This is a genomic window from Streptomyces sp. NPDC093568, from assembly GCF_044764945.1.
Taxonomy (GTDB): Bacteria; Actinomycetota; Actinomycetes; order Streptomycetales; family Streptomycetaceae; genus Streptomyces.
This window is the reverse complement of sequence record NZ_JBIWJD010000002.1, coordinates 224,014-249,468: the sequence shown is the minus strand read 5'-3', so window position 1 is coordinate 249,468 and position 25,455 is coordinate 224,014. Positions and strand designations below refer to the sequence as shown.

The 25,455-nt window shown below is 73.3% G+C and carries 22 protein-coding genes; 6 read left to right on the top strand and 16 right to left on the bottom strand.

What is annotated here, in order from left to right; genetic code table 11:
* The first annotated feature begins 115 nt into the window (after window positions 1–115).
* Entirely contained in the window at window positions 116–1,480 is a 1,365-nt protein-coding gene (locus tag ACIRD7_RS10625) for a hypothetical protein (RefSeq protein WP_403452142.1), read from the top strand.
* A gap of 3 nt (window positions 1,481–1,483) precedes the next feature.
* Here ACIRD7_RS10625 and ACIRD7_RS10620 read toward each other — a convergent pair whose 3' ends face one another.
* The 4 genes from ACIRD7_RS10620 to ACIRD7_RS10605 form a co-directional block, all read right to left on the bottom strand.
* The gene (locus ACIRD7_RS10620) at window positions 1,484–2,518 is read right to left on the bottom strand and encodes a rod shape-determining protein (protein WP_403452141.1); all 1,035 of its coding nucleotides are present in this window, start codon (window positions 2,516–2,518) and stop codon (window positions 1,484–1,486) included.
* A 338-nt stretch (window positions 2,519–2,856) separates the two neighbouring features.
* The gene (locus tag ACIRD7_RS10615; RefSeq protein WP_403452140.1) at window positions 2,857–4,197 is read right to left on the bottom strand and encodes a carboxyl transferase domain-containing protein; all 1,341 of its coding nucleotides are present in this window, start codon (window positions 4,195–4,197) and stop codon (window positions 2,857–2,859) included.
* Entirely contained in the window at window positions 4,194–5,636 is a 1,443-nt protein-coding gene (locus ACIRD7_RS10610) for an acyl-CoA synthetase (protein ID WP_403452138.1), read from the bottom strand. The genes ACIRD7_RS10615 and ACIRD7_RS10610 overlap by 4 nt, the downstream gene beginning before the upstream one ends.
* A 61-nt stretch (window positions 5,637–5,697) precedes the next feature.
* On the bottom strand, window positions 5,698–7,326 hold the full coding sequence (locus ACIRD7_RS10605; RefSeq protein WP_403452136.1) for an IS200/IS605 family accessory protein TnpB-related protein: 1,629 nt from the start codon (window positions 7,324–7,326) through the stop codon (window positions 5,698–5,700).
* A 392-nt stretch (window positions 7,327–7,718) separates the two neighbouring features.
* Between ACIRD7_RS10605 and ACIRD7_RS10600 the strand changes: the two genes are divergently transcribed.
* Window positions 7,719–8,072: a hypothetical protein gene (locus ACIRD7_RS10600; RefSeq protein ID WP_403452134.1), complete on the top strand. Its 354-nt coding sequence runs from the start codon at window positions 7,719–7,721 to the stop codon at window positions 8,070–8,072.
* Between the two features lie 16 nt (window positions 8,073–8,088).
* Here ACIRD7_RS10600 and ACIRD7_RS10595 read toward each other — a convergent pair whose 3' ends face one another.
* The gene (locus ACIRD7_RS10595) at window positions 8,089–9,177 is read right to left on the bottom strand and encodes a MerR family transcriptional regulator (protein WP_403452132.1); all 1,089 of its coding nucleotides are present in this window, start codon (window positions 9,175–9,177) and stop codon (window positions 8,089–8,091) included.
* A gap of 132 nt (window positions 9,178–9,309) precedes the next feature.
* Here ACIRD7_RS10595 and ACIRD7_RS10590 point away from each other — a divergent pair, with 132 nt between their 5' ends.
* Window positions 9,310–10,200 (top strand): RimK family alpha-L-glutamate ligase, encoded by an 891-nt coding sequence (locus ACIRD7_RS10590; protein ID WP_403452131.1) that lies wholly within the window; start codon window positions 9,310–9,312, stop codon window positions 10,198–10,200.
* A gap of 31 nt (window positions 10,201–10,231) precedes the next feature.
* On the opposite strand, the gene ACIRD7_RS10585 is transcribed toward ACIRD7_RS10590, so the two are convergent.
* The 10 genes from ACIRD7_RS10585 to ACIRD7_RS10540 form a co-directional block, all read right to left on the bottom strand.
* Window positions 10,232–10,849 (bottom strand): hypothetical protein, encoded by a 618-nt coding sequence (locus tag ACIRD7_RS10585; RefSeq protein WP_403452129.1) that lies wholly within the window; start codon window positions 10,847–10,849, stop codon window positions 10,232–10,234.
* Window positions 10,824–11,627, bottom strand: a complete 804-nt coding sequence (locus ACIRD7_RS10580; protein ID WP_403452127.1) for an FkbM family methyltransferase — start codon at window positions 11,625–11,627, stop codon at window positions 10,824–10,826. Before ACIRD7_RS10580 ends, ACIRD7_RS10585 begins: the two co-directional genes overlap by 26 nt.
* A complete protein-coding gene (locus ACIRD7_RS10575; RefSeq protein WP_403452125.1) occupies window positions 11,624–11,842 on the bottom strand; it encodes a Trm112 family protein in 219 nt (72 codons plus the stop codon). The genes ACIRD7_RS10580 and ACIRD7_RS10575 overlap by 4 nt, the downstream gene beginning before the upstream one ends.
* On the bottom strand, window positions 11,839–12,768 hold the full coding sequence (locus ACIRD7_RS10570; RefSeq protein ID WP_403453060.1) for a hypothetical protein: 930 nt from the start codon (window positions 12,766–12,768) through the stop codon (window positions 11,839–11,841). The genes ACIRD7_RS10575 and ACIRD7_RS10570 overlap by 4 nt, the downstream gene beginning before the upstream one ends.
* 22 nt (window positions 12,769–12,790) lie before the next feature.
* A complete protein-coding gene (locus tag ACIRD7_RS10565) occupies window positions 12,791–13,528 on the bottom strand; it encodes a methyltransferase domain-containing protein (protein WP_403452124.1) in 738 nt (245 codons plus the stop codon).
* A complete protein-coding gene (locus ACIRD7_RS10560) occupies window positions 13,525–14,931 on the bottom strand; it encodes a condensation protein (RefSeq protein WP_403452122.1) in 1,407 nt (468 codons plus the stop codon). The genes ACIRD7_RS10565 and ACIRD7_RS10560 overlap by 4 nt, the downstream gene beginning before the upstream one ends.
* Window positions 14,928–19,388, bottom strand: a complete 4,461-nt coding sequence (locus ACIRD7_RS10555) for an alpha-(1->3)-arabinofuranosyltransferase family protein (protein ID WP_403453059.1) — start codon at window positions 19,386–19,388, stop codon at window positions 14,928–14,930. Before ACIRD7_RS10555 ends, ACIRD7_RS10560 begins: the two co-directional genes overlap by 4 nt.
* Complete coding sequence (locus ACIRD7_RS10550; protein WP_403452120.1) at window positions 19,385–20,110, bottom strand: class I SAM-dependent methyltransferase; 726 nt, start codon at window positions 20,108–20,110, stop codon at window positions 19,385–19,387. Before ACIRD7_RS10550 ends, ACIRD7_RS10555 begins: the two co-directional genes overlap by 4 nt.
* Before the next feature lie 88 nt (window positions 20,111–20,198).
* Window positions 20,199–21,362: a glycosyltransferase family 4 protein gene (locus ACIRD7_RS10545; protein ID WP_403452119.1), complete on the bottom strand. Its 1,164-nt coding sequence runs from the start codon at window positions 21,360–21,362 to the stop codon at window positions 20,199–20,201.
* A gap of 239 nt (window positions 21,363–21,601) precedes the next feature.
* On the bottom strand, window positions 21,602–22,588 hold the full coding sequence (locus ACIRD7_RS10540; protein WP_403452117.1) for a DUF3068 domain-containing protein: 987 nt from the start codon (window positions 22,586–22,588) through the stop codon (window positions 21,602–21,604).
* Between the two features lie 191 nt (window positions 22,589–22,779).
* On the opposite strand from ACIRD7_RS10540, the gene ACIRD7_RS10535 reads away from it, so the two are divergent.
* Together ACIRD7_RS10535 and ACIRD7_RS10530 are read left to right on the top strand one after the other, a co-directional pair.
* Entirely contained in the window at window positions 22,780–22,932 is a 153-nt protein-coding gene (locus ACIRD7_RS10535) for a hypothetical protein (RefSeq protein ID WP_403452115.1), read from the top strand.
* 2 nt (window positions 22,933–22,934) lie between these two features.
* Window positions 22,935–24,182: a PucR family transcriptional regulator gene (locus ACIRD7_RS10530; protein ID WP_403452113.1), complete on the top strand. Its 1,248-nt coding sequence runs from the start codon at window positions 22,935–22,937 to the stop codon at window positions 24,180–24,182.
* Window positions 24,183–24,207: 25 nt separating this feature from the next.
* Here ACIRD7_RS10530 and ACIRD7_RS10525 read toward each other — a convergent pair whose 3' ends face one another.
* The gene (locus ACIRD7_RS10525; protein WP_403452111.1) at window positions 24,208–24,795 is read right to left on the bottom strand and encodes a DUF2269 domain-containing protein; all 588 of its coding nucleotides are present in this window, start codon (window positions 24,793–24,795) and stop codon (window positions 24,208–24,210) included.
* Window positions 24,796–24,919: 124 nt separating this feature from the next.
* On the opposite strand from ACIRD7_RS10525, the gene ACIRD7_RS10520 reads away from it, so the two are divergent.
* Window positions 24,920–25,396, top strand: coding sequence for a hypothetical protein (locus ACIRD7_RS10520; RefSeq protein WP_403452110.1), 477 nt, complete (start codon window positions 24,920–24,922; stop codon window positions 25,394–25,396).
* Window positions 25,397–25,455: the final 59 nt, after the last annotated feature.

Here is a 25,455-nt window from a genome sequence, read left to right as displayed (position 1 = left end):
CGTGCCGGTGAGCCCTCGGGGTGCGGCTTTCTGACACGGCGTTCAGGGGCGTTCAGGGGATGTTCAGCGGCCGCGAGGGACCCTCGGCACAGCCGATCCGTTCGAGGAGGCAGCCATGAGGACGCGGCGCAGGATCCTTTGGCCGGGGGCCGTCGTGGGTGCCGCGGTGCTGATGGCGGGCGCCTGCTCCGGGAGTGCCGGGGGAGCGGCGGGAACGAGCACGGAGGACTGCGTGCGCGTCGTCGACGAGGAGACCGGCGAGACGGGCCGCGACTGCCTGCCGCTCGCCCCCGGGAGCGACCGCGTCGACCTGACCGAGCCGGCCTTCTCCCACCCGACCCGGATCACGAACCCCCTGCACCCGACCGCCGAGGTCGATCAGGTGATCATGGGCGGCCAGGTGGACGACGAGGCCTTCCGCACCGAGGTCAGCCTGCTGCCCGGAACCAAGACCATCAAGTTCGACGGCACGACGGTCCAGGCGCTGACCTCGCAGTACGTCGCCTTCTCCGGCGGCCGTGTCCACGAGGTCGCCCTCGACTGGTACGCCCAGGCCGACGACGGCTCCGTGTGGTACCTCGGCGAGGACGTCTTCAACTACGAGGACGGCGTGGTCGCGGACACCGAGGGCACCTGGCAGGCGGGCCGCGACGGGGCACCCGCGGCGATGATCATGCCGGCGCATCCGGAGAAGGGCGACGTCTACCGGCCGGAGAACCAGCCCGGCGTCGTCTTCGAGGAGGTCACGGTCACGGAGACCGGCCGGACCGTCGACGGGCCGTATGGGAAGGTCGAGGGCGCGATGACCGTGCGCGAGCTGCACATGGACGGCTCGACCGAGGACAAGACCTTCGCCCCCGGCTACGGCGAGTTCTCCACCGGCAACGCCGGCGGCGACCTGGAGGCGGTGTCCCTCGCGGTGCCCACGGACGCCAGGCCGGGGCCGCCGCCGGCGGAGTTGGCGACACTCGAGCGGGCGGCGCAGGACGTGCAGGACGGCGACGTCACCGACGCGGACCTGGCCGCGCTGCGGGACACCTGGACGGCGTACCGCGCCTCCGACGCCGTACCGGAACTGCTGGACCGGCAGATGACGCGCGACCTCGAAGCGCTCGACGCGGCGGTGGCCGCCGGGGACGAGGAGGAGACGCTCGGCGCCGCGCTTCGGGTGGCCCAGAACGCGTCGGACCTGCGGCTGCCCTACGTGCCGGTGGCGGCAGCGGACAGGGACCGCTTCGAGATGTGGGCGCGGCAGTTGGGGATCGACGCGGAGGCCGGGGCCGAGGGAGCGGTCGCGGGCGATGTCACCGGCCTCGAACTCGTCTGGGAGCGGCTCAGGGACGACGTGCCGAAGGCGGAGGCGGCAGCCGTCACGGCCGGCCTGAAGACGGCGCGGGAGGCGGCCGACCGCAAGGACCTGGCGGCGGCGGGGCAGGTGGCGCCGAGCCTGGAGGAGAACATCGCCGGGGTGACGCGCTGACGCTCAGCTCGCCGGGTCCAGCTCCAGCGGCTCGACCTTGCCCTCCAGCATGGTGCCGAGGCCCTGCACCGCGCAGACGTCGGGACGGTCGGCGATGTGCACCGGCATGCTGGTGGCCTCCCGCAGCATCTCGTCGAAGCCGGGAAGCAGGGCGCTGCCGCCGACCATCATGATCCCGCGGTCGGCGAGGTCGGCGACCAGGTCGGGCGGGCAGTCGCGCAGCACCTTGCCGATGCTGTCGAGGACGGCCGTGAGCGGGGTCTGGATGGCGTCCCGCACGGCGGCGGTGTCGACCTGGACGGAGCGCGCGAGGCCGGTGCAGATGTCGCGGCCGTGGATCTCGGTGGAGGTGGGACCGTGCGCGGTGAGCCCGTTCTCGGACAGGGCGATCTGGAGCGGGCGTACGTTCTGGCTGGGCAGCATCAGCTCGTGCTCGTGCCGCAGATGCTGCACGATCGCGTGGTCCACGGCCTCGCCGCCGACCCGGACCCGTTCGGCGGTGACGATGTTGCCGAGCGACAGCACGGCGACCTCGGTCGCGGCGGCCCCGCACACCATGATCATGCTGGCCTCGGGCTGCTCCACGGGCAGTCCGCAGCCCACGGCGGCGGCGATGAGGGTGTCGACGAGTTCGACGCGGCGGGCCCCGAGACCGACCAGGGTCTCGATCGCCGCGCGCTGGGCGAGCGGGTCGGCGTCGTGCGGAGTGCAGGCCGCGGCCCGCAGGAAGGGCTTGCGGCGCAGGGCGCGGCGCATCTTGTCGCCGAGCAGGTGCCGCAGCATGCGCTGCGCCATCTCGATGTCGACGACGGTGCCGCCGGAAACGGGCCGTACGACCCGGATGTAGTCCGGGGTGCGGCCGGTCATCCGCTCCGCGAACTCGCCGACCGCGATCAGCGCGCCGGTCCGGGTGTTCACGGCGGCGACGGAGGGCTGGTCGACGACGAGTCCGGTGCCCTTCACATAGACACGGGTCCTGGCCGCCCCCAGGTCGACGGCGACATGGCAGCGGCGCAGCTGCTCCAGAGTGGCGGTCATGGGGGTCCTCCCGGTAACGCAGACCATGGGTCCGCCGGGTAGGTGGCGGGCCTCGCTCGGTGTGTCAGGGTCCTCCGTGCGGGCCGACGGGTGGCGGCCCTACTCGCATCGTGCGGGCGGCCGGGAGGGGGGCGCCTTCTGGAGGGGGCCGGGCGGGGTGCCGCTGAATGGGGGTTTTTGTGACTGATGGGGGGTCGGACGGCGTGTCGCGTTCAAAGGGGACGGGCGGCGTCGAGTAAGGGCTCCGGGGATCCGGGCCGCGGCACGATCACGCCGCGGCCGTTTCCCGTCGTGCGGCCCCGGGGCCGTGACCGCGGCCGTGTCCGTGCCCTCTTCGACTAGGCTCCCTCGACGACCCCCCGGACCACCCCCAGCTCCACCAGATCCTGGGGCCGGATCCGGAGCTGGTCCGCGGTCGCCTCGACCTCCCCCGCCCCCCGCTTCAGAATCGCCGCCGCCATCTCCGGCCCGATCACCGAGAAGTAGCTGTCCGGCGTGGCCCAGGTGTTGCCGGGCGCGGCCAGCGCCAGCGCGCCGCCCGAGCCGCCCTCGCCGATCAGCAGGGTGGTGATCGGGGTGCGCGCGGAGGCCACCGAGCCGAAGAGGTCCGCGATGGCCGCCCCCACCCCCTGGCGCTCCGCCTCCGCGTCGTTGGCGGCGCCCGGCGTGTCCACCAGGGTCAGCACCGGGATCCCGAGCCGGTCCGCGAGGCGGATCAGCCGGGTGGCGGTGCGGTAGCCGGCGGGACGGGTGGCGGTGCCGGTCTGGGCGGCGTAGGCGACGGTACGGCCCTCGTGCTCGCCGAAGCCGCACAGCATGCCGTCCGGGTCGGTGCCGCCGCAGCGGTCGCCGCTGATCGCGACCCGGTGGGTGAAGTAGGCGCTCAAGTAGGCCTCGGCCCGGGGCCGTTGAGGTGAGCGGGCCCGCTGGACCGCGTCCCAGCCGGTGGCCGGCAGGGTGGACGCGCCGAGTGACGAGGGCGGCAGGAGCGGTGCGGTCGACGGGGAGGTCAGCAGCCGCAGCCACCGGCCCAGCACCGCCCGCAGCTCGCCCGGCCGCACCACCGCGTCCACCGCCCCCGCCGCCACCTGCGCCTCCGCCGTGTACGCCGCCGGGTCCGCGTCCGGCGGGCGGACGCGGGAGCCCGCGAAGCCGACCTGGGCGCCGGGCAGGGCGAGGGTCACGTCGGCGCCCGCGCCGAGGGTGGCCCAGCCGCCGCCCGTCGTCGGGTCGCGGAGCACCGCGATCTGCGGCAGATCCGCCTCCCGGGTGAGCGCGGACTGGCGTGCCACGCGCTGGAGTTGGGTGAGGGCGAGCATGCCCTCCTGCAACCGGCTGCCGCCCGTCGCCACCAGCGGCACGACGGGCAGCCGGCGGGCGCGGGCGTAGGTGTACGCCGCCTCCAGCCGGTCCCCGGTGCGCTCGCCCAGCGAGCCGCCCAGGAAGCCGAACTCGAACGCGATCAGGACCGCGCGCGTACCCCCGACGGTGCCGGTTCCGCAGACCACCGACTCCTCCTCGCCGGTGCGTTCGACGGCACGGGCGCGTGAGGCGTCGTAGCCCTGCCAGGCGAGCGGGCCGTCGGGGCCGGAACCGCGTTCCGGGGCGGGGAGTTCGGTGAAGGAGGAGCCGTCGGTCAGCAGGGCGACGACCTGGCGTGCCGCGAGCCGTTCCGTCATGAGGTCAGTGCCCGCTTCATGATCTTCCCCATGTCGTTGCGGGGCAGGGCGTCCAGGTAGTGGACCCTGCGGGGCCGCTTGTGCGGGGCGAGGCGCTCGGCGACATGGTCGGCCAACTCCTGCGCGGACGGCGGCGACTGGGGGTCCGCCGGGACGATCCACGCCACGATCCGCTCGCCCAGGTCCGCGTCCGCCTCCCCGGTGACCGCCGCCTCCCGGACCCCCGGGTGTTCGAGGAGCGCGTTCTCGATCTCCCCCGCCCCGATCTTGTAACCCCCGCTCTTGATCAGGTCGGTGGCCTTGCGGCCGACGATACGGACGTACCCGTCGGCCTCGCGCACGGCCATGTCGCCGGTGCGGAACCAGCCGTCGGCGGTGAACGCGGCCGCCGTCGCGTCGGGGCGGTTGAGGTACTCGGTGAACAGGTTCGGGCCGCGCACCTGGATCTCGCCCACCGTCTCGCCGTCGTACGACGTGATCGGCGCCCCGTCCTCCTCCACCAGCCGCAGCTCCACACCGGGCAGCGGTACGCCGACGGTGCCGGCCCGGGCCTCGCCGTCCGCGCGGACGCTGGTGTTCATCAGCGTCTCCGTCATGCCGTACCGCTCGACGACCCGCTGCCCGGTCGCGGCCGTGATCCGCTCGTGGTCGTGGACGGGGAGTGCCGCCGAACCCGACACGAGGAGACGGGCCTTGCCCAGCGCCTGCGCGAGGCCCGGGTCCTCGGGGAGTGCCTGGGCGACGCGGTGGTACATCGTCGGCACGCCGAACATCATGGTCGCGCCCTCGTTCAACTCCCGCGCCACGCCCTCCGTGCCGAAGCGGCCCAGGTGGCGCACGGATCCGCCGCGGCGCAGCGGGCCGAGGATGCCGAGGACCAGGCCGTGCACATGGAACAGGGGCAGGCCGTGGACGAGGACGTCCTCGCCGGTCCACTGCCAGGCGTCGGCGAGCGCGTCCAGGGTGTGGGTGACGGCCCGGCGCGGGATGACGGCACCCTTCGGCGGGCCGGTGGTGCCGGAGGTGTAGACGATCAGGGCGGGGTCCTCGTCCGACACCCGCGGGTCCGGGAGCGGACCGGCGCCGTGCACGTCGACGTCGACCCGCTCCAGGCCGCCGAGGGACGCGGGCAGTTCGTCCCCCGCCGCGGCCAGCACCAGCGAGGGCGCGCAGTCGGACAGGATGTGCCCGAGCTCCTTCTCCCCGGACTTCGGGTTGAGCGGTACGGCGGCCGCCCCGGCCTCCAGCGCCGCCACCACGGCCACCGCGGTCTCCAGCGCCGGGGTCGCCCAGACGGCCACTCTGCCCGCCCCGCCGATCCGCGCCGCGAGGGCACCGGCGGCGGCGCCGAGCTCGCCGTACGTCAGGGAGCGGTCGCCGAACCGCAGGGCGGCTCGCTGTGCCGGAGCGCCCGTCAGGGCCGGGAAGAGAGAGGACACGCGTCGTACTCCTTAACTGTTCAACGGATACCGAGTGCTGTCTTCCAACGGCCTACCGTTCCTAGGGACTGAGCGGGAGTGAGTCCTGTTGCCAGGACCCGTGCTCAGCCGAGCGCCCCGAACGGTGTTGGGCGTTCTGGTCTCCCGCGTTCGCTCCGCGTCCGGTGCGCACGGATCGTGTCCGCGTCCCGGGAATGCGGGGGCGGGTTTCCTCACGCCCTGGGGTACCCGGTCGGGCCTGGACGGTCCGATGCCCCTGCTCATCACTCCGGTGAGCAGGGGGCGGTGCCGTCCGTCGCCGGATCGGGTGCCCCAGGGCGCGTCTTCCGATCGCCACCGCTGCCGCATGGTGGCGAGAAGTCTTGCGGGTCTTGGTGGTGAGGGGTTTCTGCCAGTGTTGGGCGCCCCACCGGCTGGTGTAGGCCGGGTCGACGGCGACGATGGTGATGCCGAGTTCGGCCGCCATGGACACGAGCCGGGCCCGCAATCTGGCCACGGGTATACCGGAGATGAGGTTGCGGAACCGCTTCTTGCGGCCGTGCTTCTCGCGGGTCTTGTCCGCTTGGAAGTCGAGGTCTTCGATCGCGATGGCGAGGTTGTGGCGCTGGGCCCAGTGCAGCAGGCGGATCAGGGCGTGGCGGACCTGGGCGTCGCGGTGGGCGGCGGTGCCGGTGAGGTCGTAGCCGAAGCGGAGTGGTTTGCCGACGGGGTTGCCGTGGTCGTCGAGGCGCCAGGCGGCCAGGTGGTCGGCGTTGGTGTCCATGCCGACCAGGCCGCCTGCGCGGGCCGTGGCCAGTGGCACGGTCTGGACCGGTGGGATCGTCCACGATGCGGTCACATACCAGCGGCCGCGGGCGGTGTCTTCGTGGATGCGGTAGGCAACGGCCCGGTCGGCGGTGACGCGGTCGGCCCATTGCTCGCCCCGGTGCGCGAACGCCACGCGTGCGGTGAGCGCGTACCGGCCGTTCGGGGCGTTCGCCAGGTGCGCCAGCGGCGCCGGGAGCTTGATCGAGATCTCGCCGTCGGGGGTGACGCGGATGGTCTCGTTGCCGTGCCGTTTGCCGGACTCGCCGTCGGCTTGTAGGAACCGGCGTCCGGCCTGCCACCGCTGCCGCCACTCCGGCACGGTGAGCTGCGCCGCATCGAGGTTGTGCCGGCTGTTCAGCAACCGCTTCCCGCCGCGCACCACGTGCACGACACCTGCCTCGCGGTCGGCCCGCGCCGCGCCGAGCCGGTCTTCGAGCACGTGCAGACGGCGGGACTTGGCGAACCACTCCTGCCGGGTGCCGTAGCCGCTCGGAGCCCTCTTGCTGCCCTTCTCCCCGACCGGGAGGGACAGGCGGTGCGAGATCGTCCTGACCCCTGCGTCGAGGCTCTGAATGTGCGCGAGCTGGCCGCGCCGGGCGAGCGCCCACTGATCGTGGGTGGCCTTCGTGATCGACCCGGCCCAGCGCGAAGAGGACTCCTGGGTGAGGGCGCGCTTGCGTTCGGCCCACCGTTCACTGTCGTGCTCCAGACCGGCCGCGCACCGTGTCTTCAGGTCGCGGGAGGCCAGGGAACCCAGATGGTCACCGACCAGGCGTAGGACCCTCTCGTCCTGGGCGGTGAGGTGCTTGAGCCGGTCGCGGACCGCGACCCCGGACGGGCCGGGCACGACGAACGGCGCCGTCAACTCCCTCAACTCACCCACCCCTTCACCCCTCCCCCTGGCACAGCACGAGCCGAAGAACCCACCGCCCCACCCAACGACCACCACCCGCAATGGTCACGCATTCGACATAGGAACTCCCGTTCCCGTCCCCGGGCATCCGCGCCCGCCGTGGCCCGGACACTCACTCATGCACGACGGAACACGCTTGTACGCAGTCAATCGACAGCAGCTCACAACCCCCAGCCCGGCATGACCATCACCAGCCACGCCACCGCGGCACTACGGCCAACACGATCCCTCCTACACCATCAACCGCCGGAAGAAACGCTCACGGTCGACGTCGGGGGCCGCGGCCAGCACCGGCGCACCGTTCGTCACTCCTCGCGGAGCGATCGCGATGGCACCGGGAGAACTCGGCTCGCGAACGCGCGGTGAAGCAGCAGCTGTACGCCGACTATCTCGGGGCGCTCTCGCTCACCACTCATCGCCTCCGAGACCTGAAGCGCAAAGCCGGCTCGACCAGGGAGGAGCGAGTGCAGCAGGCAGGCGAGATCCTCGGATCGACCAACGCCTATCACCTCCGCTACCAGATGCTGATCATTGCTCCACCACGCCTCGGCGACGAGGCCGACCAGGCATTCATGCGGATCCGAGATTTACGGGACCGCTTCGACGTAGCCGACCTGGCCACCGACCCTGAGTGGCCATCGGCCATGAACGCCGTCAGCGAGGCACTCGACAGCCTGCGCAGGGCCATGCGTTCCGACCTCACCTCAGACACCTGAGGCATCGAAGGCGCCGTCAGACGCGGCTGCTCCCCGCCCCCTCCACCACATCCGCCACCACACAACTGACGTTGTCCGGCCCACCCGCCTCGTTCGCCGCGTCGATCAGGGCATGCACGGCGGCGTCGGGTGACTGGGCAGTGGCGAGGAAGTGGCGGATGCGGGCGTCGGGGACGACCGTGGACAGGCCGTCGGAGCAGAGCAGGTAGCGGTCGCCGGGCTCGGCGTCGCGTAGGCGGAGGTCCGGCGGGGTGGTCGGGGAGAGGGACTTCAGGAGGAGGGAACGCTGGGGGTGGGTCGTGGCCTCCTCCGGTGTCAGCCGGCCCTCGTCGATCAGTGACTGCACCACCGTGTGGTCCTCGGTGACACGGAACAGGGCGCCGTCGCGCAGGAGGTAGACGCGGCAGTCGCCGATGTGGACCAGGGCCAGGCGGGATCCCGTCCACAGCAGTGCCGTCAGTGTCGTACCGGCGTCATCGGCCCCGTCCGCCGCGTCGCGGACCGCCTCCGTCGCGCCCCGCACCGCCTCCTCCAGCATGTTCAGCACGTCGCCCGCGGGGAGTTCGGCCGTGTCCAGCGTGCGCAGCGCCTCCACCGCCGCGTTGCTCGCGGGTGCGCCGGCCGACCCGAAGCCGTCGGCCACCGCGAGCAGCCGGGTGCCGGCGTAGGCGGTGTCCTGGTTGGTGGGGCGGACCCGGCCCCGGTCGGAATGGGCGAAGTAGCGGAGCTCCAGCATGGTGGTGTCCTTCCTCGGTGTCATGAGCAGTTGTGCGACGAGGAACTCGGCGAGGTCGCGCCGCGCGGCCGTCTCTGTCTCGACCCGCTCCCAGTACGCGCCGATCGCACCGGCGGCCTCGGCCGGCCGCAGCGCGCACACCTCACGGATCCGGGCCAGCGGCATCCCCAGCCGGCGCAGCCACGCCACCAGCCGGGCCCGCTCCAGCTGCTCGACGGCGTAGTAGCGGTATCCCGTGTCCGGATCGACCCGGCTGGGCCTGAGCAGATCCAGCTCGTCGTACAGCCGCAGTGCCTTCGGCGACAGCCGGCTGGCCTTGGCGAAGGCCCCGATCGTCAGCGGGCGCCCCGTCGGCGCGTCCTTGTGCATCCCGACCCCCTCCGGTTCCTCACACCGATGCTGTGGCTTCACCAAAGGTGAAGGTCAAGCGGCCTGTCCCGGTTCCGGAAGCGCTTGTTAGCCTGCGCATCGCATCACCCTCACCCCCTGGAGGAACCCGCCGTGCCCCGCACCGCCCTCGTCACCTGCCGCCCCGGCCCCGAGGTCAGCGAAGACCGCGACCTCCCCGCGCTGGTGCGGGCTCTGCGTGAGGCGGGGGCCGGGGCGGACGTCGTGTACTGGGACGACGACACCGTCGACTGGGGCGGCTACGACCTCGCCGTCATCCGCTCCACCTGGGACTACAGCTGGCGTGCCGCCGAGTTCCTGGGCTGGGCCGAGCGGTGCGCGAAGGTGACCCGGCTCGCGAACCCGGCCGGCGTCGTGCGCTGGAACGCCGACAAGCGCTACCTCGGCGACCTCGCCGGGGCCGGGGTACCGATCGTGCCCACCCGGTATCTGGCTCCCGGTGACAGCCCCGACCTTCCCGTCGCCCACGAGTACGTCGTCAAGCCCACCTCCGGCGCGGGCGCGCGCTTCGCCGCCCGCTACGCGCCCGACGAGCACGACACGGCCGTACGGCAGCTCGCACGCATGCACGCGGAGGGGTTCACGGCGATGGTGCAGCCCTACGTGACGAGCATCGACGTCAGCGGGGAGCGGGCGCTGCAGTTCTTCGGCGGCCGCCTCCTGCACGCCAGCCGCAAGGGCGCCGTCCTCACCCCGGGCACCCCCTACGACCAGCGCAAGGTCGCCCACCCCGGCCTGGAGCCCTGGACCCCGACCCCGGCCGAGCGCGAGGTCGCCGAGCGCGCCCTGGCCGCCGTACCGGAGGCCGGGGAGCTGCTGTACGCGCGCGTGGACCTCGTCGACGGGGAGGACGGGCAGCCCCGGGTCATGGAGCTGGAACTGGTCGAGCCGAACCTGTTCCTGTCGTTGCACCCGGCGTCCGTGCCGCGTGTGGTCGAGGCGATCCTCGCCGCGGCCGGCGCACAACCGGCGGCGCGCTCATAGCTGGCTGCCGGCGCTCAACCGGCTGCCTAGCTCAGCCGGCTGGAGCCGGCACCTCACCGCCGACCCCCACCCGCTGCAACAGCCCCCACGTGAACTCGGCGACCACCTCCCGCCGCACCCCCTCCCCGTCCGGTGCCGTGAACGCGAGGCCCCAGCGCGTCGGGGCCGTGCCTTCCAGCGGGCGGGCGGGGGCGAAGGCTCGGGCCGCCTCGTCGACCGTGCAGGACCAGGGGGTGAGGTCGGCGATCGTGTGCAGGGGAGGGGCGGGGGAATTCGGGGCGCGGACCAGCCATTCGTTCCAGACCGCGCCGTTCGGGGCGAGGAGGACCTCGAAGCGGAGGTCCGGCCAGAGCGGGACCGGCCACAGCCAGGCCTCGCACTCCAGGTCGCCGACCTTGCGGGGGACCACGGACTCCGGCGCGCCCAGCACCGAGCGGTACCGGGAGGCGGAGCCGCGGGCCCGCGGCGAGCGGACCATCGCCTGCCAGCGCTTGTTCGCCTCGCGCATCTCCGCGAGGGAGACGCCCAGTTCGCGGCGGGCGTCCTCCACCAGGTCCGGGTTGTGGTCGGCCATGCGGCGCAGCAGCACCAGCTGGAAGTGGAGCGGGGTGAAGGCACCGGCGCTAGCGGGGGGCTTTCCTGAGGGCATGTGAGCCATCGTCGCCGATCGGGCGGCGGCCGTCGGGGAGGAAGAGGACCGAATTGACGTACCGCGGGCCGCGGAACGGCAGGACGCGGCGCAGCAGCCCGTGCGTGACGACGTGGGCGGTCCCGGCCTGGTGGGCCTCCAGCGGGAAGTCGGACAGCCGGATCCAGTCCCGGCCGGGCAGGACCCAGCCGGCGTAGCCGAGCAGGGAGAGGTACGTCACCACCGGGGCGATCGGCTGGATGCGGCACTCCAGCTCGATGAACAGGGCCGGCCGGTCGCGGGCCAGGATGCCGGTCGCACCGCGCAGCACCGCGAGCTCGCTGCCGTCCACGTCGACCTTGACGAACCCGACGTCCTTCAGGCCGAGTTCGTCGAGCGTGACACAGCTGACGTGCAGCGCCGTGGCGTGGATGTCCCGGCGGACCAGGGAGGACACACCCCGGTCGCCCGCGTCGCGCGGCGGCAGCCAGAGCCGGGCGGCGCCGTGGCGCTCGGCCGCCGCGGCCTGCACGACCCGGACGTTGGGCGGGGCCGTCGCGGCGAGGAGCCGGGCCAGGTGCGGGACCGGTTCCACGGTCACCACCCGGCGGGCCCGCCGCGACAGCCGCCGCGTCCACGGGCCGTACCACCCGCCGACGTCCACGGCCGTCCCGCACCCGGCGGGACACAGCTCCGCCAGCCGGGCCAGCTCCGGTTCGAAGCGCGGGTACACGGCCCGGGCGACGGCGGCGACCAGGCGGGTGGGCAGCAGTGGGGCGATGCGCGCGGCCAGGGTCATGGGGCCATCCGCTTGAGGAGTTCCTCGTGTTCGTCGTCGGAGACCTGCTCCCCGGAGGCCGGCAGCAGTTGCGGAATGCCGTCCACGATCGGGTAGCGGCGGTGCAGCCGCGGGTTGTACAGCACCTCGGCCGCGCCTTCGGGCACGACGAGGTGCAGGGGCCCCTTGTCGAGCGGGCAGGCCAGGATCCGCAGCAGCGGGTCGTCGGGTTTCACGGCGGGGTCAACTCCTTGGCGCCGAGGGCGGGTCGGGGAGCGGGTGCGGGCTGCTGCCGGTCGTGCCGGGGCATCGACAGCAGTACGGCGAGGGCGAGCGCCGTACCCGCGACCCGCAGCGCCAGCCGCAGCGGGTCCCCGGGCAGCGCCTCGCCGAACGACAGCGTGCCGAGTACGGCCGTGTACAGGCAGGTCACCGTCGTGCACACCGGCACGATCAGCGAGGCCCGGCAGCGTTGCAGCGCCGCCTGCGACATGACCAGCCCGAACGCGCCGGTGAAGAGGAGGAGGTACGGGTAGGGGGAGCGGAGCAGGTCCAGCAGCGCGGCGCCGAATCCGCTCGTCGTCAGACGGCTCGACACCCCCTTGATCGCGAGCGAGCTGACCCCGTAGAGCAGCCCCACCGCCACGCCGTACTCGACGCCGGTGGTCGGCAGCCGGTGCCGGTGCCGGGCCCTGCGTTCGGCGGAGTTGTACAGCCACACGCCCGCCGCCAGCGACGGCACGCACACCAGCAGGATCAGCGGGTACGGGGCGTCCTGGCCCACGGTCTCCCCGCCGTTGGGTCCTTCGCGCAGCGACAGCACGACCATCAGCAGCGCGGCGAGGATCGCGCCGAGCGCGTACCGCTCGCGCCCGCTGGTCTCCTCGCCGAGGAGCCGCGCCGAGAGCAGCACGAGGAGGACGAGCCCGGAGACGAAGATGCCCTGCGCGGCGGCGATCGGCAGGGTGCGGTAGACGACGAGCTGGGCGGCGAAACCGGCGGCGAGGGCGAGCGAGCCGCCGATCCACAGCGGGCTGCCGAGCACCAGCCGCAGCAGCCGCGCGGGTTGTCGGATCGTCACCTCCGGGAGGGCGGTGAGCGCCCGTTTCTCCAGGACGAAACCGAGGCTGTACAAGGTGTTCGCCAACAGGGCCGCGGCCACTCCCCACCACATGGTCAGCCCCCTACGTCCGCCGTGCGTGCAGCAGCAGGATCGACGCGAGCGGTGGTCTGGCACAGGCCAGCCGGTCCAGCGGGCGCAGCGGACGCGGTACGCCGTGGAAGGGCGCCCCCGCCAGCCGTACGACCTCGAAGCCGGAGGCGGCCACGAACTCCCGCAGCGCGCGCGCGGTGTAGAGCCGCAGATGTCCCACGACCTCCCGCCCCGGCCGCCCGTGGATCCCGCGCAGGCTGACCTCCGAGAACACCGGCTGCACCCCGGCCAGCAGCAGGGCGCGGTTGTACCAGGCGGCCAGGTTCGGCGTGGAGAGCATGAGGTGGCCGCCGGGGCGCAGCACGCGGCGGATCTCGTCCAGGGCGGCGTCCGGGTCGACGAGGTGCTCGATCACCTCGCTGAACAGCACGGCGTCGGCGGCGCCGGTGCGCAACGGCAGCCCGCCGTCGGTGAGTTCACCGCGGACGGCGTACGGGATCCGGGTGCGGGCCCGGCGCAGGGCGTCCTGGGACCAGTCGACGCCGACGACGCGGTGGCCGGTCAGATAGGGGGCGGCGGTGGCGGCCGCGGTGCCGTCGCCGCAGCCGATGTCGATGATCGTGCGCGGCCGTCCGTCGCCCGCCGCTCCCAGGGCCTCGGCGAGCATGCGGGCCTGGCGGCGGCTGCGGGGGGTGCCGGAGGCGACGGGGACGGCGGGGTTCTCGTAGAAGTCGCGGAGGTCCTTGGGGGGTGGGGCGGTCGTCGTCACGGGTTCACCTCGGTGGTGTGCAGGTAGTGCTCGAAGAGGTCCCGGAGATGGGCGCCGTCGCCGTGGCTGAGCAGGGCCCGCGACCAGCGCAGGGCGAGATGCAGACGGCCCGCGGTCGAGGCGGTGGTGACGGTCAGGCCGCGCGGCATCCGGGCGGGCGCCGAGAACCACACGGCGTGCGCGCGGCCGGCGTCCTCGCCGAAGTCCAGGGGGTACGGGATACGGCCGATGTTGCTGAGGAGGGTCGTCGAGGTCCAGGGCGCGGCGGCTCTGCGCAGGCCCCGGGTGGCGGCGGCGCGCCAGGCGACGGGGGCGACGGGGGCGGTGAGCAGGGCGGCACCGTGGCCGAGCTGGGGGCGCGGGAGGGACTTCAGGGCGCGGGTGCGGGTGGCCGTGCGGTGCAGCAGGGCGGGCATGTCGGCCGGGGTGTGCGCCGCCAACTCGGCCGGGGTGAAGGGGACTTCCACGAGCCGGGTGCCGTTGCCGATGGGCATGGTGGCGTCCCGGGGGCGGTCGTCCACGGGCATGGTGATGCGCAGCGGGCGGGGGCGGGCGCCGTGTTCCCGGTTCCAGTGGGCCAGGGTCAGGGCCGTGGTGACCATGAGCTGGTCGTTGACCGTGTAGGGGGAGCCCTTGGGGCGGTGCGGCAGGGGCAGTTCGGCGACGAGCAGGCCGTTGCCGGGGGAGGGTTCGGGGGTGCCCTGGGCCACCCGGGCGGGGGGTGACCAGTTGGAGGGCGTGTCCTCCCGGGGCGGGGGTGCTTCGGCGGTGGTGCGTACGGGGGGTGCGGCGGGGGAGTTGTCCCGGCCGCCGTAGAGCTCGGCGGCGGTGGCGAGGACACGCAGGCACGCGGGGCCGTCGAGGGCGGTGTGGTTGATGGTGAGGAAGAGGACGGTCCCCTGCCGGGGAACGGTGTCCGCCGCCGAGCCTTCTTGGGCGCTACGGCCGCCCGTGGCCACGCCGACCGCGTCCGTCGCCTCACTGCCCTCGACCGGCCCGCCGCCCGGCACCACCTCCAGCCTGATCGGCGGCGAAAGGGACAGCGGCGGCGCCTCCGTCAGCGCCCGGGTCCGCGCGGCCCGCAACGCGTCCCGGCCCGGCGCCGCGCAGCGGACCACCTCCACGTCCGGCTCCGCCGTCAGCTCCCACTCGTACCGGCGCCGGTACCACCGCCCCGGCGCCTCGCGCATGAGCACCCGGGGATGCCGGCGCAACGCCTCCGCGAAGGCCGTACGCAGCCGCACCCGGTCCAGCGGCCCCGGCAGATGGACCTCGATGTGGACCGTCTCCGGCTCCTCCTCCTGAAGACAGTGCCGGGCGACCTCGTCCACGACGGGAAACGGGATCCGCGCCGGGGGCCGAAGCGGCTCCCCGGCCCGCGCGGGCTGCTGCAGTGCGGTCATGTGGCCTCGCCCTTCCCCGTGTCCTCGTCCGGTACCCGGCCCTCCTCCGAGCGGCCTCCCCCGAACCGCGGCTTGCGCATCCTGAGACGGGCGGTGGCCGGCTCGGGCGCCGGGCCGCCGGGGCCGCGCGCGGAGACGGTCGGCCCCGAGTCGGGTCGGGGTGCCGCCGCATCGGACGGGTCCGTCCCCATCGGGCTGCGCCCCCGCTCCCGGTGCGGCAGCGGCTTGGTCGGCGTCTGTGGCGTGACCGGGTCGAAGCCCGGGGCGCCGCTTGCGGGGACCGGCGGCAGCACGGCGGTGGAACCGGGCCCCGTACCGCCCCCGCCTCCCGGCCCACCCGAGCCCGCCGCCTCCCGCACGGAGACCACACCGGCGAACAGGCCGATCAGCGCCAGCAGTTGAGCGGCGTGGCCGAACGCGCCCTCACCCGCCCCCACCGGCTCCCCGGCCCCGACCGCCGCGGCGACCCCGGCTCCCGCGAGCGCCGCGAACGCGATCGGCACCAGCAGTGCATGCCGTCGCCAGGCCACCACCGCGAGCACCGGCACCAGCAGCGCGAACCACCCGGCGATCAGTACCCCGACCACCGTCACGGCCACCGTGCCCAGCCACAGCCCCGGCGACGGCGGCGCCGCCTGCGGCTCGTCGGGGTTCGGGGCGCGGCGGCGCCACAGGGCCAGCCCGGCCAGCAGCGCGACGGCGACCGCGCTGCCGATCAGCCCGGCCTCGTAGGTCACCGCCGGTTCGTACGACAGCTCGACCGTGCCACCGGCGCCCGCCGGGATCCGCCAGCCCTGCTGCCAGCCGTCCAGCCGGACCGGCGTCAGCTCCTTGCCGTTCAGCGTGGCGTGCCAGCCGTCGTTGAAGTTCTCGTACGTCGTCAGGTAGCTCGCCGCGCCCGTGCCGACGGTCACCGCGCGCCGGTCGCCGAGCCAGTCCCGTATGCCCAGCTCACGGCCCGCCGCGGCGGGCTCGGCGACCGTGCCGCGCGTCAGCGTCACCTCGGTCAGGGTGAGCGGACCGGCGTCCCCGCCCTCGACCCGGTGGTCACCGGCCGTCAGCCGCAACTCGGTGTCCTCGCGGCCCTGCTGACAGAGCGTCACGTCCACCTGCCGGCGCTCCACCAGATCCCGTACCGTCCCCTGCACACCGGTCCGGTACAGCTCCCCGTCCACCGACACCACCGGCCCCTTCCCGCACGGCAGTGAGAAGGCCCGGGAACCCTTCGGCTGGGGGGTCCGGTACTGGTCGAGGGCCGGGATGTACGCCTCCGTCAGGCCCACCGGCAGTTGCAGGTCCTCGTCCACCATCGGGTTGTAGAGGGTCAGCGGGGCCCTCTCGGTGATGGTGATGTCCAGCCGGTCGGTGGTGATCGGCGGGAAGCGGACGTTGCCGTTCTCGTCGACGCCCGCGATGGCCGCGCCGTCCGGGGAGCTGATGTGCACCTCGGTCGGACGGGTGGACAGGCCCCCGGCCGGCGCCAGGACGATCTCCCCGACCGCCTGCTTTCCGGGCCAGCGCAGATGGATCGTGGGCCGGTCGCCCGCGATCCACGCCGTGGTCAGATCACCGTCGGTGAGATTGCGCGGCGACAGCCCCGCCCCCAGCCGCGCCGTGGAGTCGGCGGTCGCGACGATCCGGTTGCGCTGCTCCGGCGCCACCTCGTACAGCAGCTCGTCCAGTTCCTCGCCGGCCACCGGTACCGCACTCGCCCGCACCTCGTACGTCCCGGCCGTGGACGTCGTGAAGCGCCGGTGCAGACCCGCCTCCGTACCCGTCGCCGACAGACCGGTCGGGTCGGCCGCACGGGACAGGGAGACGATCTCGGCGGCGGCCCCGGAGCCGTCGGCGTCGGACGGCAGCCGCAGCAGCCGGGTCACCTGCACGTCCGGCAGGGCGATCTCGGAGAAGCCCGCGCCGGTCAGCCCGGCCCGCCGCGCCACCGAGTCGGTGATCGTCAGTTTCATCCAACCCGTCGCGCCCGCGGGCGCCTTGACGGACTGCGCCGACCCGTCCGGCCGCAGGAAGGAGCTCACCGCCCCCTTCTCCGTCTCGACCCGCACCCGTGTCGGCGCCTGACGCACACCCTCCTGCGGCAGCGGCGTCACCTTGAACGACGACGGCATGTCGTACGAGCCGCCCGCGAAGGCGATCCGCAGCCACTCGCCGTCCGGCGACCCCTCCGAGCCCTCGGCCCACGCCGTGTCCGGGTTGCCGTCGAAGGCGTTCACCGGGTCGAACTGCGGGAGATGGAAGAGCCAGCTGCCGTAGGAGGACGCCGTCACCGAGCGTGCCCCGCGCAGCTCGGCCACCGTCTGGTGGCCGGCTCCGGTGGTGGGCAGGATCTGGTGCGGTCTCTCGCCCGCGTCCTGGGCGGCGTCCGGCGCGTTGCGCTCGTCGCGCGTGTACGTGTACGACGTGTTCGCGTTGACCAGCCCGAACCGGGTGTCCGCGCGCCGCAGCCCGTCGCCGACCACCTGGACCTGCGGCGAGCCGAGCCCGGGATGGTTGTCGCCGGTCAACACGCTCGCCCGGCCCCGCAGCCGGGACGCGAGCGGCAGCAGCGCCTCCGGCCCGCCGGAGACGACGGCCGTGTCGGCGACCGGCTGGAGCCCGGCCTGGCGCGGGCGCGGCACGTCCTCGCCGGCCGGCCGGTAGATCTCCACCGCCCGCTGCCGGGGATACAGCCCCTCGACCTGGAGCGGGGTGCCCTCGGCGATCGTCCCGCCCGTCATGACCGGCCCGAGTCCCGTCACCCGCTCGTACCCGGACTCTGCGAGGGTCCGCTTCACGGTCGTCGTCGGGAGGGCGCCGACCTGGTCGGGGTCGAGGTCGTTGCGGACGACGACGTAATAGACCCCCGCGCGGCTCAGGAAGTCGGCCAGCCCCGGCACCTCACCGCCGCTCATCAGCGCCTGCTCGACGGCGTCCATCGCGCGCCGGTTGCCGGGCGTGCCGAAGGGGACGTAGTCCCGCTGGGCCCAGCGCGAGTCGGCGAGGACGTCGAGCGGCTGGTCGATGGTGGAGCCCCAGGTGTAGATGCCGTGCGCGGTGGCCGGGACCACGAGGACGCGGGCGTCGGGGGAGTACTTCTCCATCCAGTCGGCCGTGCTCTGCCAGTACTTGGGTATCTCCTTGAAGGAACCCGGGTTGAGGATCGAGCCGTTGAGGTACGGCCACATCAGGCCCGGCAGCACCAGCACGGCCGCGACCAGCGGCGCGTACCGCCGGCCCCGCACCGGCCGCGCCCCGCGCGCCTCGGCCGCGACGCCCACCAGATGGGCGAGCCCGAGCACCAGCGCCAGGGCGAGCCCGGTCTGGAACTTGTAGATGTTGCGGAACGGGACGAGCCCGCCGTTCAGCCAGTCCTGCACGACCCCGTGGAAGGGCGCCCCGAAGGCCCCGCCGTACCCGGCGAGCAGGACCAGCGCGACCGTCACCACGGTCAGCACCAGCCAGCGCCGCTCCGGCATGTCCCGCCGGGCCAGCCCCGCGAGCCCCAGCCCGGCGGCCAGCGCCGAGCAGACGATCACCACGACGGACGAGGCGACGGTCCAGCCGGCCGGCAGCCAGGCCTCCCCGAAGTGCAGATAGGCGACCCAGTTCCCGGCCCCGCGCAGCGCCTCGGTCGCCGCCATGGTCTCGGTCGTGGTCTGCGAACTCTCCACGTACGGAAGGAAGTTCTCGCCGTACGCGCCGAGCAGCAGAAGCGGGATCACCCACCAGGCGGTCGCCAGGATCACCCCCGGCACCCACCACGCGATCAGTTTCCGCTGCCGCGGACCGGGCGGACGCGAGAGCAGGTACAGCCCGACGGGGAGCAGCGAGGCCAGCGTCGAGGCCGCGTTGACGCCGCCCATGAAGGGGATGACCAGGGCGGACCTGAGGGCGGCGACTCGCGCCGCGTACCGCTCGTCGGTCAGCGGCAGCAGCACCCAGGGCAGAAACGCACCCGGCAGCGCGGCGGCCGACGTGGACCCGACGACGACGGTGAAGACCGGCCACAGCGCATACGCGACCGCCGCCACCAGCCGCGACCCCCCGCTGCCCACCCGCAGCCGCTCGGCCAGCCGCAGCGCGCCCCAGAAGGCGACGGACACGATCAGCGACAGCCACAGCCGCTCGGCCAGCCACACCGGCAGCCGTACGACGTCGGCCAGCCAGTAGAACGGCAGCATCGGCCACAGATAGCCCGCGTACTGGTCCTGGATCCCGCCGAAACTTCCCTCGTCGTGCCACAACTGGCCCAGGTCGGCGAGGAACTGCCCCGGGTCGACCGTCACCCCGAGCTTGGTGTCGAAGGTCTGCCGCCCCGGCCGCACCGCCAGCAGCAGCACGAACACCACGGCCCAGAACCCCAGCAGCCAGCGCCGCGAGCGCGGCCCCTCCGGCGGGCCCGAGGCGGGCGCGGAGGTGGGCACGGCTGCCGGGGGAGGAGCCTGGACCGTGGTCGTCATGGTGGACACCGCCGGAGGATGAGGAGGAGGTTCCAGGTGGCGAACTCGCGGATGCCGGGCGCCTTCACGACGGCCTCCGCGAGGAACGGCCAGTAGCGGGAGCGCGCCGAGACGACCTCGACGTCGTCACGGGCGCGGACCTGCCGCAGGGTGGGGCCGATGTGCACGGCGAAGAGGTTCTCGCCGAGGGTGTGCTTGGCGGCCCGCCCGGTACGCCGGCGATAGCGGGCCCTGGCCCGCTCGGCGCCGAAGTAGTGCCAGGGAGCCCACTCGTGGCCGCCCCAGGGGGACAGCCAGTTGGTGAACGACACATAGATCAGCCCGCCGGGCCGGGTCACGCGGGCCAGCTCACTGAGGAAGGTCTGCGGGTCGGCCACGTGCTCCAGCACATTGGAGGAGAAGGTGACGTCGGCGACCCCGTCGCGCAGGGGCAGCAGATACCCGTCCGCGACGACTGCTCCTTCGGGGGGTTTCTCGCCGAGTTCGCCCGGGTCGGGCTCGAAGAGATACGCGTACGCGCCCCGCTGCCGGAACTCCTCGGTGAAGTACCCACCCCCGCCGCCGACATCGACGACGACTCGCCCGGCGACGGAGCCGTCGTAGGCCTCGATCTGATCGACGGCGTCGCGGGCGAGCAGCGAGTAGCAGGCTTCGGGGTCGTCCTGTTCATGCATGAACGCCCGGAAAAGAGCGAGGGAGCGTCCAAGAGACGGATCTTTCATACGCCGGTCCCGTGGTGCGCCCCGGTAGGGGCGCGGGGAACTGCGCGACAAGCCCCCACGAACCCGCACTCGCAAACCGGCCCCACCCCTACGGCGCATAGGCGTCATGGCCCTTCACCGCCTCCCCGGCAACCGCCAGGAACTGCCGAACCGTCCGGTCCCACCGGTACCGCGCCGCCCGGTCCCGCGCCGCCTTGCCCATCAGCTTGCGCCGGTGCCCCGACAGGGCGAGCGTGCACCAGGCGGCCGCGAACGACGACTCGCCCTGTGCGAGCACCCCGGTCTCCCCGTCCACGACGGAATCCCGAAGTCCGGGCACGTCAAAGGCGACGGTCGGCGTCTCGCGGGTCGCGGCCTCGGTGACGACGAGCCCCCAGCCCTCGATCGCGGACGGATGCAGCAGCAGCCACGCCGCACACAGCAGCCGGTGCTTCTCCGCCTCGGAAACATGCCCGGTGAACTCGACGCCGGGGCCGGCGAGCGCCTCCAGGCGCCCGCGCTCGGGCCCGTCCCCGACGATGACGAGCCGGCCGCCGGTGACCGGCCGTACCCGCTCCCACAAGCGCAGCAGCAGATCGATCCGCTTGTACTCGACGAGCCGTCCGACGGCCACGAACAGGGGCTCGGGGGAACGGTCGGCCAGGGGCCCCGGCTCCTCGACCCCGTTGTGGACGACCCGGATCCGGTCCCGCTCGACCCCGATCGCCCGCAGCGCGTGCGCGGTGGACGGCGACACGGCGACCAGGAGGTTGCGCTGCTGCGCGCCGGTCAGCGCCCAGTGCTCCAGTCTGCGGCCGAGCCGGGCGGCAGGTGCCATCGCACCGCCGAACCGCATCTTCCACAGATCGGTGTGGACATGGTTGACCAGGCACAGCGTCGGGCCGCGATGCCACATGGGGGCGAAGTACGGCACCCCGTTGCAGACCTCGACCAGCAGGTCGCAGTCGCCGACCTGACGGGCGAAGGCGGATCTGGCGCGCAGGTAGTGGCCGTACGAGCCGCCCGCCGACACGACCCGGTAGTCCCGGTACGCGGCCGGGCCACCGCACAGCAGGGTGACCTGGTGGCCGAGCCGGGTGAGGCCGTCGGCGAGCCGGTCGACCAGCAGCTCGGAGCCGCCGGCGGCCGCGTTGCCCAGGTCGCGATGGGCGAGAAAAACGATTCGGCGCGGATGTGGGGGGAGCGCCGGAAGGTGGTGCTGCGACGCCCAGGGGAGGGTGGCGGGCAGCGGGGAGGGCACGTGCTGGGGCATGGGTGCTCCAACTCGTCTCAGGGTGCGGAACTCAGCGTGGGGGAGGGAGGGTTCGGGTTCCTGTGAGGAAGGGCTTGGGTTCCTGTGGGGGGAACCGGAGGTTCTCGGCGCCTTACGGTCGTTGTGAGTGGGGTGTGGACAGGCTGTGTCCGGGTGGGGTTGGACAGTTTTCGCCCAGCAGTTCGCCACGGCTACTCACCGGCGTGACAATTTCGGGCTTTGTTAGAGCTGACGTCACGTCACATTGTGAGTGAGGGCTGGGGCATCTCGACCGTACCGGGAGATTCCGGCTGTTTGCGCCCTCGTACCACCAAAACGACTCCCACCACCGCAAGCACGAATCCCGCCCCGGCCGCCCCGATCGGCAACGTCGTGCCCACCAGTCGCAGACGGTCGGTGTCCTGCCGCGCCTGCCGCACGGCCTCCTTCTGCGTGGCCGGCGTGAACGCGATCTTCTCGCTGTCCAGCAGCACCGCAGCGTCCTTGTCGCCGCCGGGCGCCCGCAGGGTGCGGCGCGGTCCGGTCTGGGCGTAGAGGACCCGGCCGGTGCGCTGGTCCACGACCAGCTTGAAGCCGTGGTTGGAGTACCACTCCTCGGCCAGCACCTGCGGCCGGTTCGGCTGATCGACGAGGCTGCCGGGGACGAGCCGGGTGCCGGCCTTGCGGGGCGCGACCGTGGCCGTGAACCGGTAGCCGCTGTACCCCTGGATCCGCTCGGTGCCGTCGTAGCGCATGGTCACCGTCGTCCCGCCGGTGTTGTCCCACCACTGGTAGGAGCGCTTCTCCACGTCGAACGGGAACTTCAGATAGGCCTCGCCCTCGATGTACGGCTTCTCGCCGCAGCAGTGCACCGGCCTGGTCGTCTTCCGGTCCATCACCCAGCGGTGCGGGGTGTGGTCCAGCGCGTCGTGCGGGTCGGCGGCCGGCAGGGACTTGTCGGTGTCCACGGTGGTGATCACGTCCCAGACGGCGTCGCCGCTGCGCTCGCTCGCCGCGACGTCGCCCCGCACCCGCTGGGTGACGGTGATCGTCCGGTCCGGCACGGTCTCGATCTTCTCGGTGTCGAAGACACTGCCGGTGCCTTTGTAGACAGCTGTGGTGTCGATGTCGATCGGGTTCACGGCGGCACGCGGGGTCACGTACCAGGCGAGCATGGGCGCCAGTACCAGCAGAAACGTGCCGAGGCCCAGCAGGATCAACGAGAGGGGTGAGGCTGTACGGCGCATCCGGCACTCCTGGGGGATTGACACACGGTCGTTGCCTGGCCGTTCTTGGGCCGGGAACCGTAGGCGTCTCTTGACTGAGTGTCAATGTCTTGACGGTTGGACCGGGCTTGTCGAGACTGGGCCCACAGGCAGGGGTCGGGCAGGCGACACCGGGGTGGGGACGACCTCCGGACAGAGAGGCTGACCCTGCGATGTCCAGACTGCTCGCCGCCGGGCTGACCGTCGTGCTCGCCGCCGTACTGGCGGTGGCCGCCGCGCTCGGCATCGTCGCGCTGCTGCAAGCGACGCCCGACCAGCCCAACACCCCCTTGATCACCTACGAGCAAGCGGGCCAGGGGAGTTGACGGTGACCGCCACCCGCTCACCCGCGTCCCCCGCCGCCGCCACCCGCTCGGCCTGGCGCGACGTACCCCGCTACCAGGTCCGCCGTTTCGCGGAGCTGGCCATGGCGGACGCCCCGGCCCTCGCCGAGGAGATCCTGCGCGAGATCCAGCGGGAGTACCCCCAACTCCCGGTCGTGCTCGACGAGTCCGGCGAACCGATGGCCCTCGTCGGCATCCGGCGCGCGATCGAGGTCTTCGTCGAGCACCTGGAGAAGTCCGAGGGCCGCCCGACCGTCCCGCCCGGCGTCTTCCAGGACTTCGGCCGGGGCGAGGGCTACAACGGCCGCTCCCTGGACTCGTTGCAGGCGATCTACCGGCTGGGCGTACGGCTGGCCTGGCGCCGTTTCGCCGAGATCGGGCAGCGCGTCGACATCCCGCCGCCCGCGATGTACGAGCTGGTGGACGCGGGTTACGAGTATCTCGACGGCCTGGTCGACCAGTCGGTGCGCGGATACGCGGAGGCGGCGGCGCGCCAGGCCGGCGAGCGGCTCCGCCTCCAGCGCCGGCTGATGGAACTGCTGCTGGCCGAACACCACCGGGGCGATCCGGCCGACGCCCTCTCCGAACGGGCGGCCCGCATCGGCTGGCCGCTGCCCGAGAAGGTCGCCGTCGGCGTACTGCTGCGCCCGGCACGGGAGGCCCTCGCCCCGGCCGTGGGGCAGGGGGTGCTGCTCGACCTGGAGTACGAGCAGCCGCGCATGGTCGTCCCCGAGCCGGACGCCGCCGGCCGCCCCGAACTCCTGCACCGGGCCCTGTGGGGCTGGTCCGGGGCGATCGGCCCGCCGGTGCCCCTCGCCGACGCGGCGAAGTCGCTGCGCTGGGCCGAGGCGGCCGTAAGTCTGATGGAGCGGCGGCTGCTGCCGGCCGGAGAGGTCCTGTACTGCACGGAGCACACCGAGGCGCTGGTGCTCCTGCAACCCGAGGAACTCATCGACGACCTGGCGGTGCGGTGCCTGGCCCCCCTGGAGCAGTGCGGGCCGACCCACGGGCGGCGGCTGGCGGAGACGTTGCTCGCGTGGCTGGAGACCAGGGGCGGCGCACCGGAGGTGGCGGCCCGCCTGGGGGTGCATCCCCAGACGGTCCGCTACCGGCTGCGGCAGATCCGCGAGCTGTGGGGCGATGAGATGGACGACCCCGACCGGCGGTTCGAGCTGGAGCTGGTGCTGCGGGCGCAGAGGTTGCGGGGGGTGCTGGGCGAGACACCGGGGTAGCGGCAGCAGCACCTGTAGGGGCCGGTCAGGCCGCCTGACGGGCCGGCTCGGTGTGGTCGGCCCGCCGGCGGGTGGACGCGGCGCGCGCCCTGCGGCCCCGCTTCGTCAGCCCCCAGGGCTTGAGGACCGAGATCACCGTCATGAAGACGTACGCGGACAGCGACACGACCGGCCCGAACAGGACGTCACCGGCGTCCGGCAGCGGGCCGCCCGCGGCGACGGCGGCGACGGCGGAGTTCACGCCGGGACGCAGGGCGAGGACGGTGGCGGCGGTCGTGGCGAGGGTCATCCAGAACTTGAGGTAGACCCACCGGTGCCGGGCCAGCCCCCACTGCGTGCCGAGGGCCAGCACCAGCCCGCTGACCAGCGTGAGGAACGCGACTGGCAGCAGCAGCCAGTCGGCGAACAGCTTCATGGCCCGCACGGACGCCTCCACGGTCACCGCGGACCCGGTGCCCGCCGCGGTGATCCCGAGCGCGAGCAGCCCGAGCGTGAGCCCGACCCAGCTCGCGGAGGCGACGACATGGACGACGAGGGCGGCCCGGCGGGCGGGACGGCCGAGTTTCCTGGAGGATGCGGAGGACGCGGAAGTCGTGGAAGTCGCGGAAGACATGGACAACACGGTGCCGGGGGCGGGCGGCGAGCACGTCTGACAGCGGGAGTAACCCCGCGTACTGGCGTCGGCGTACCCGGCGCCGCCCCGTCTGCTCCCGCCCCGAGACCCGGAGGAGCCCCCGATGCGCCGACCGACCCCTCACCCCGCCCTGCGCAGGCTGGACGTCTTCGTCGGCGAGTGGGACCTGTGGGCCGCCGGCCGCACCGTCGGCCCGATCCGCACGGAGTTCACCTGGCTGGAGAACGGCGCCTTCCTCGCCCAGCGCGCCGACGTCGGCCCGGACACCGCACTCCCCGGCGAGTGGGGCCCGCACGCCCCCTTCCCCACCGTCGCCCTGATCGGCTACGACGACACGGCCGACGAGTTCACCGTCCTGTACGCCGACGGCCGCTCCGTCGCCCGCGTCTACCGGGGCACGATGACCGACCGCACCTGGCACCAGTGGCGCGCCGCCCCCGGCTTCCATCAGCGCCTCACCGTCACCGCGGCCCTCGACGGCGACACCGTGGAGGGCCGGTGGGAACAGTCGGCGGACGGTGAGCGGTGGACGACGGATTTCGACGTGACGTATGTGCGGACGGGAAAGCCGCAGGTCTGAACTGTTTCGAGCCCGGTCCGCGCATGACCATTGCCGGGGTAAACGGAATTTGAGTAGCC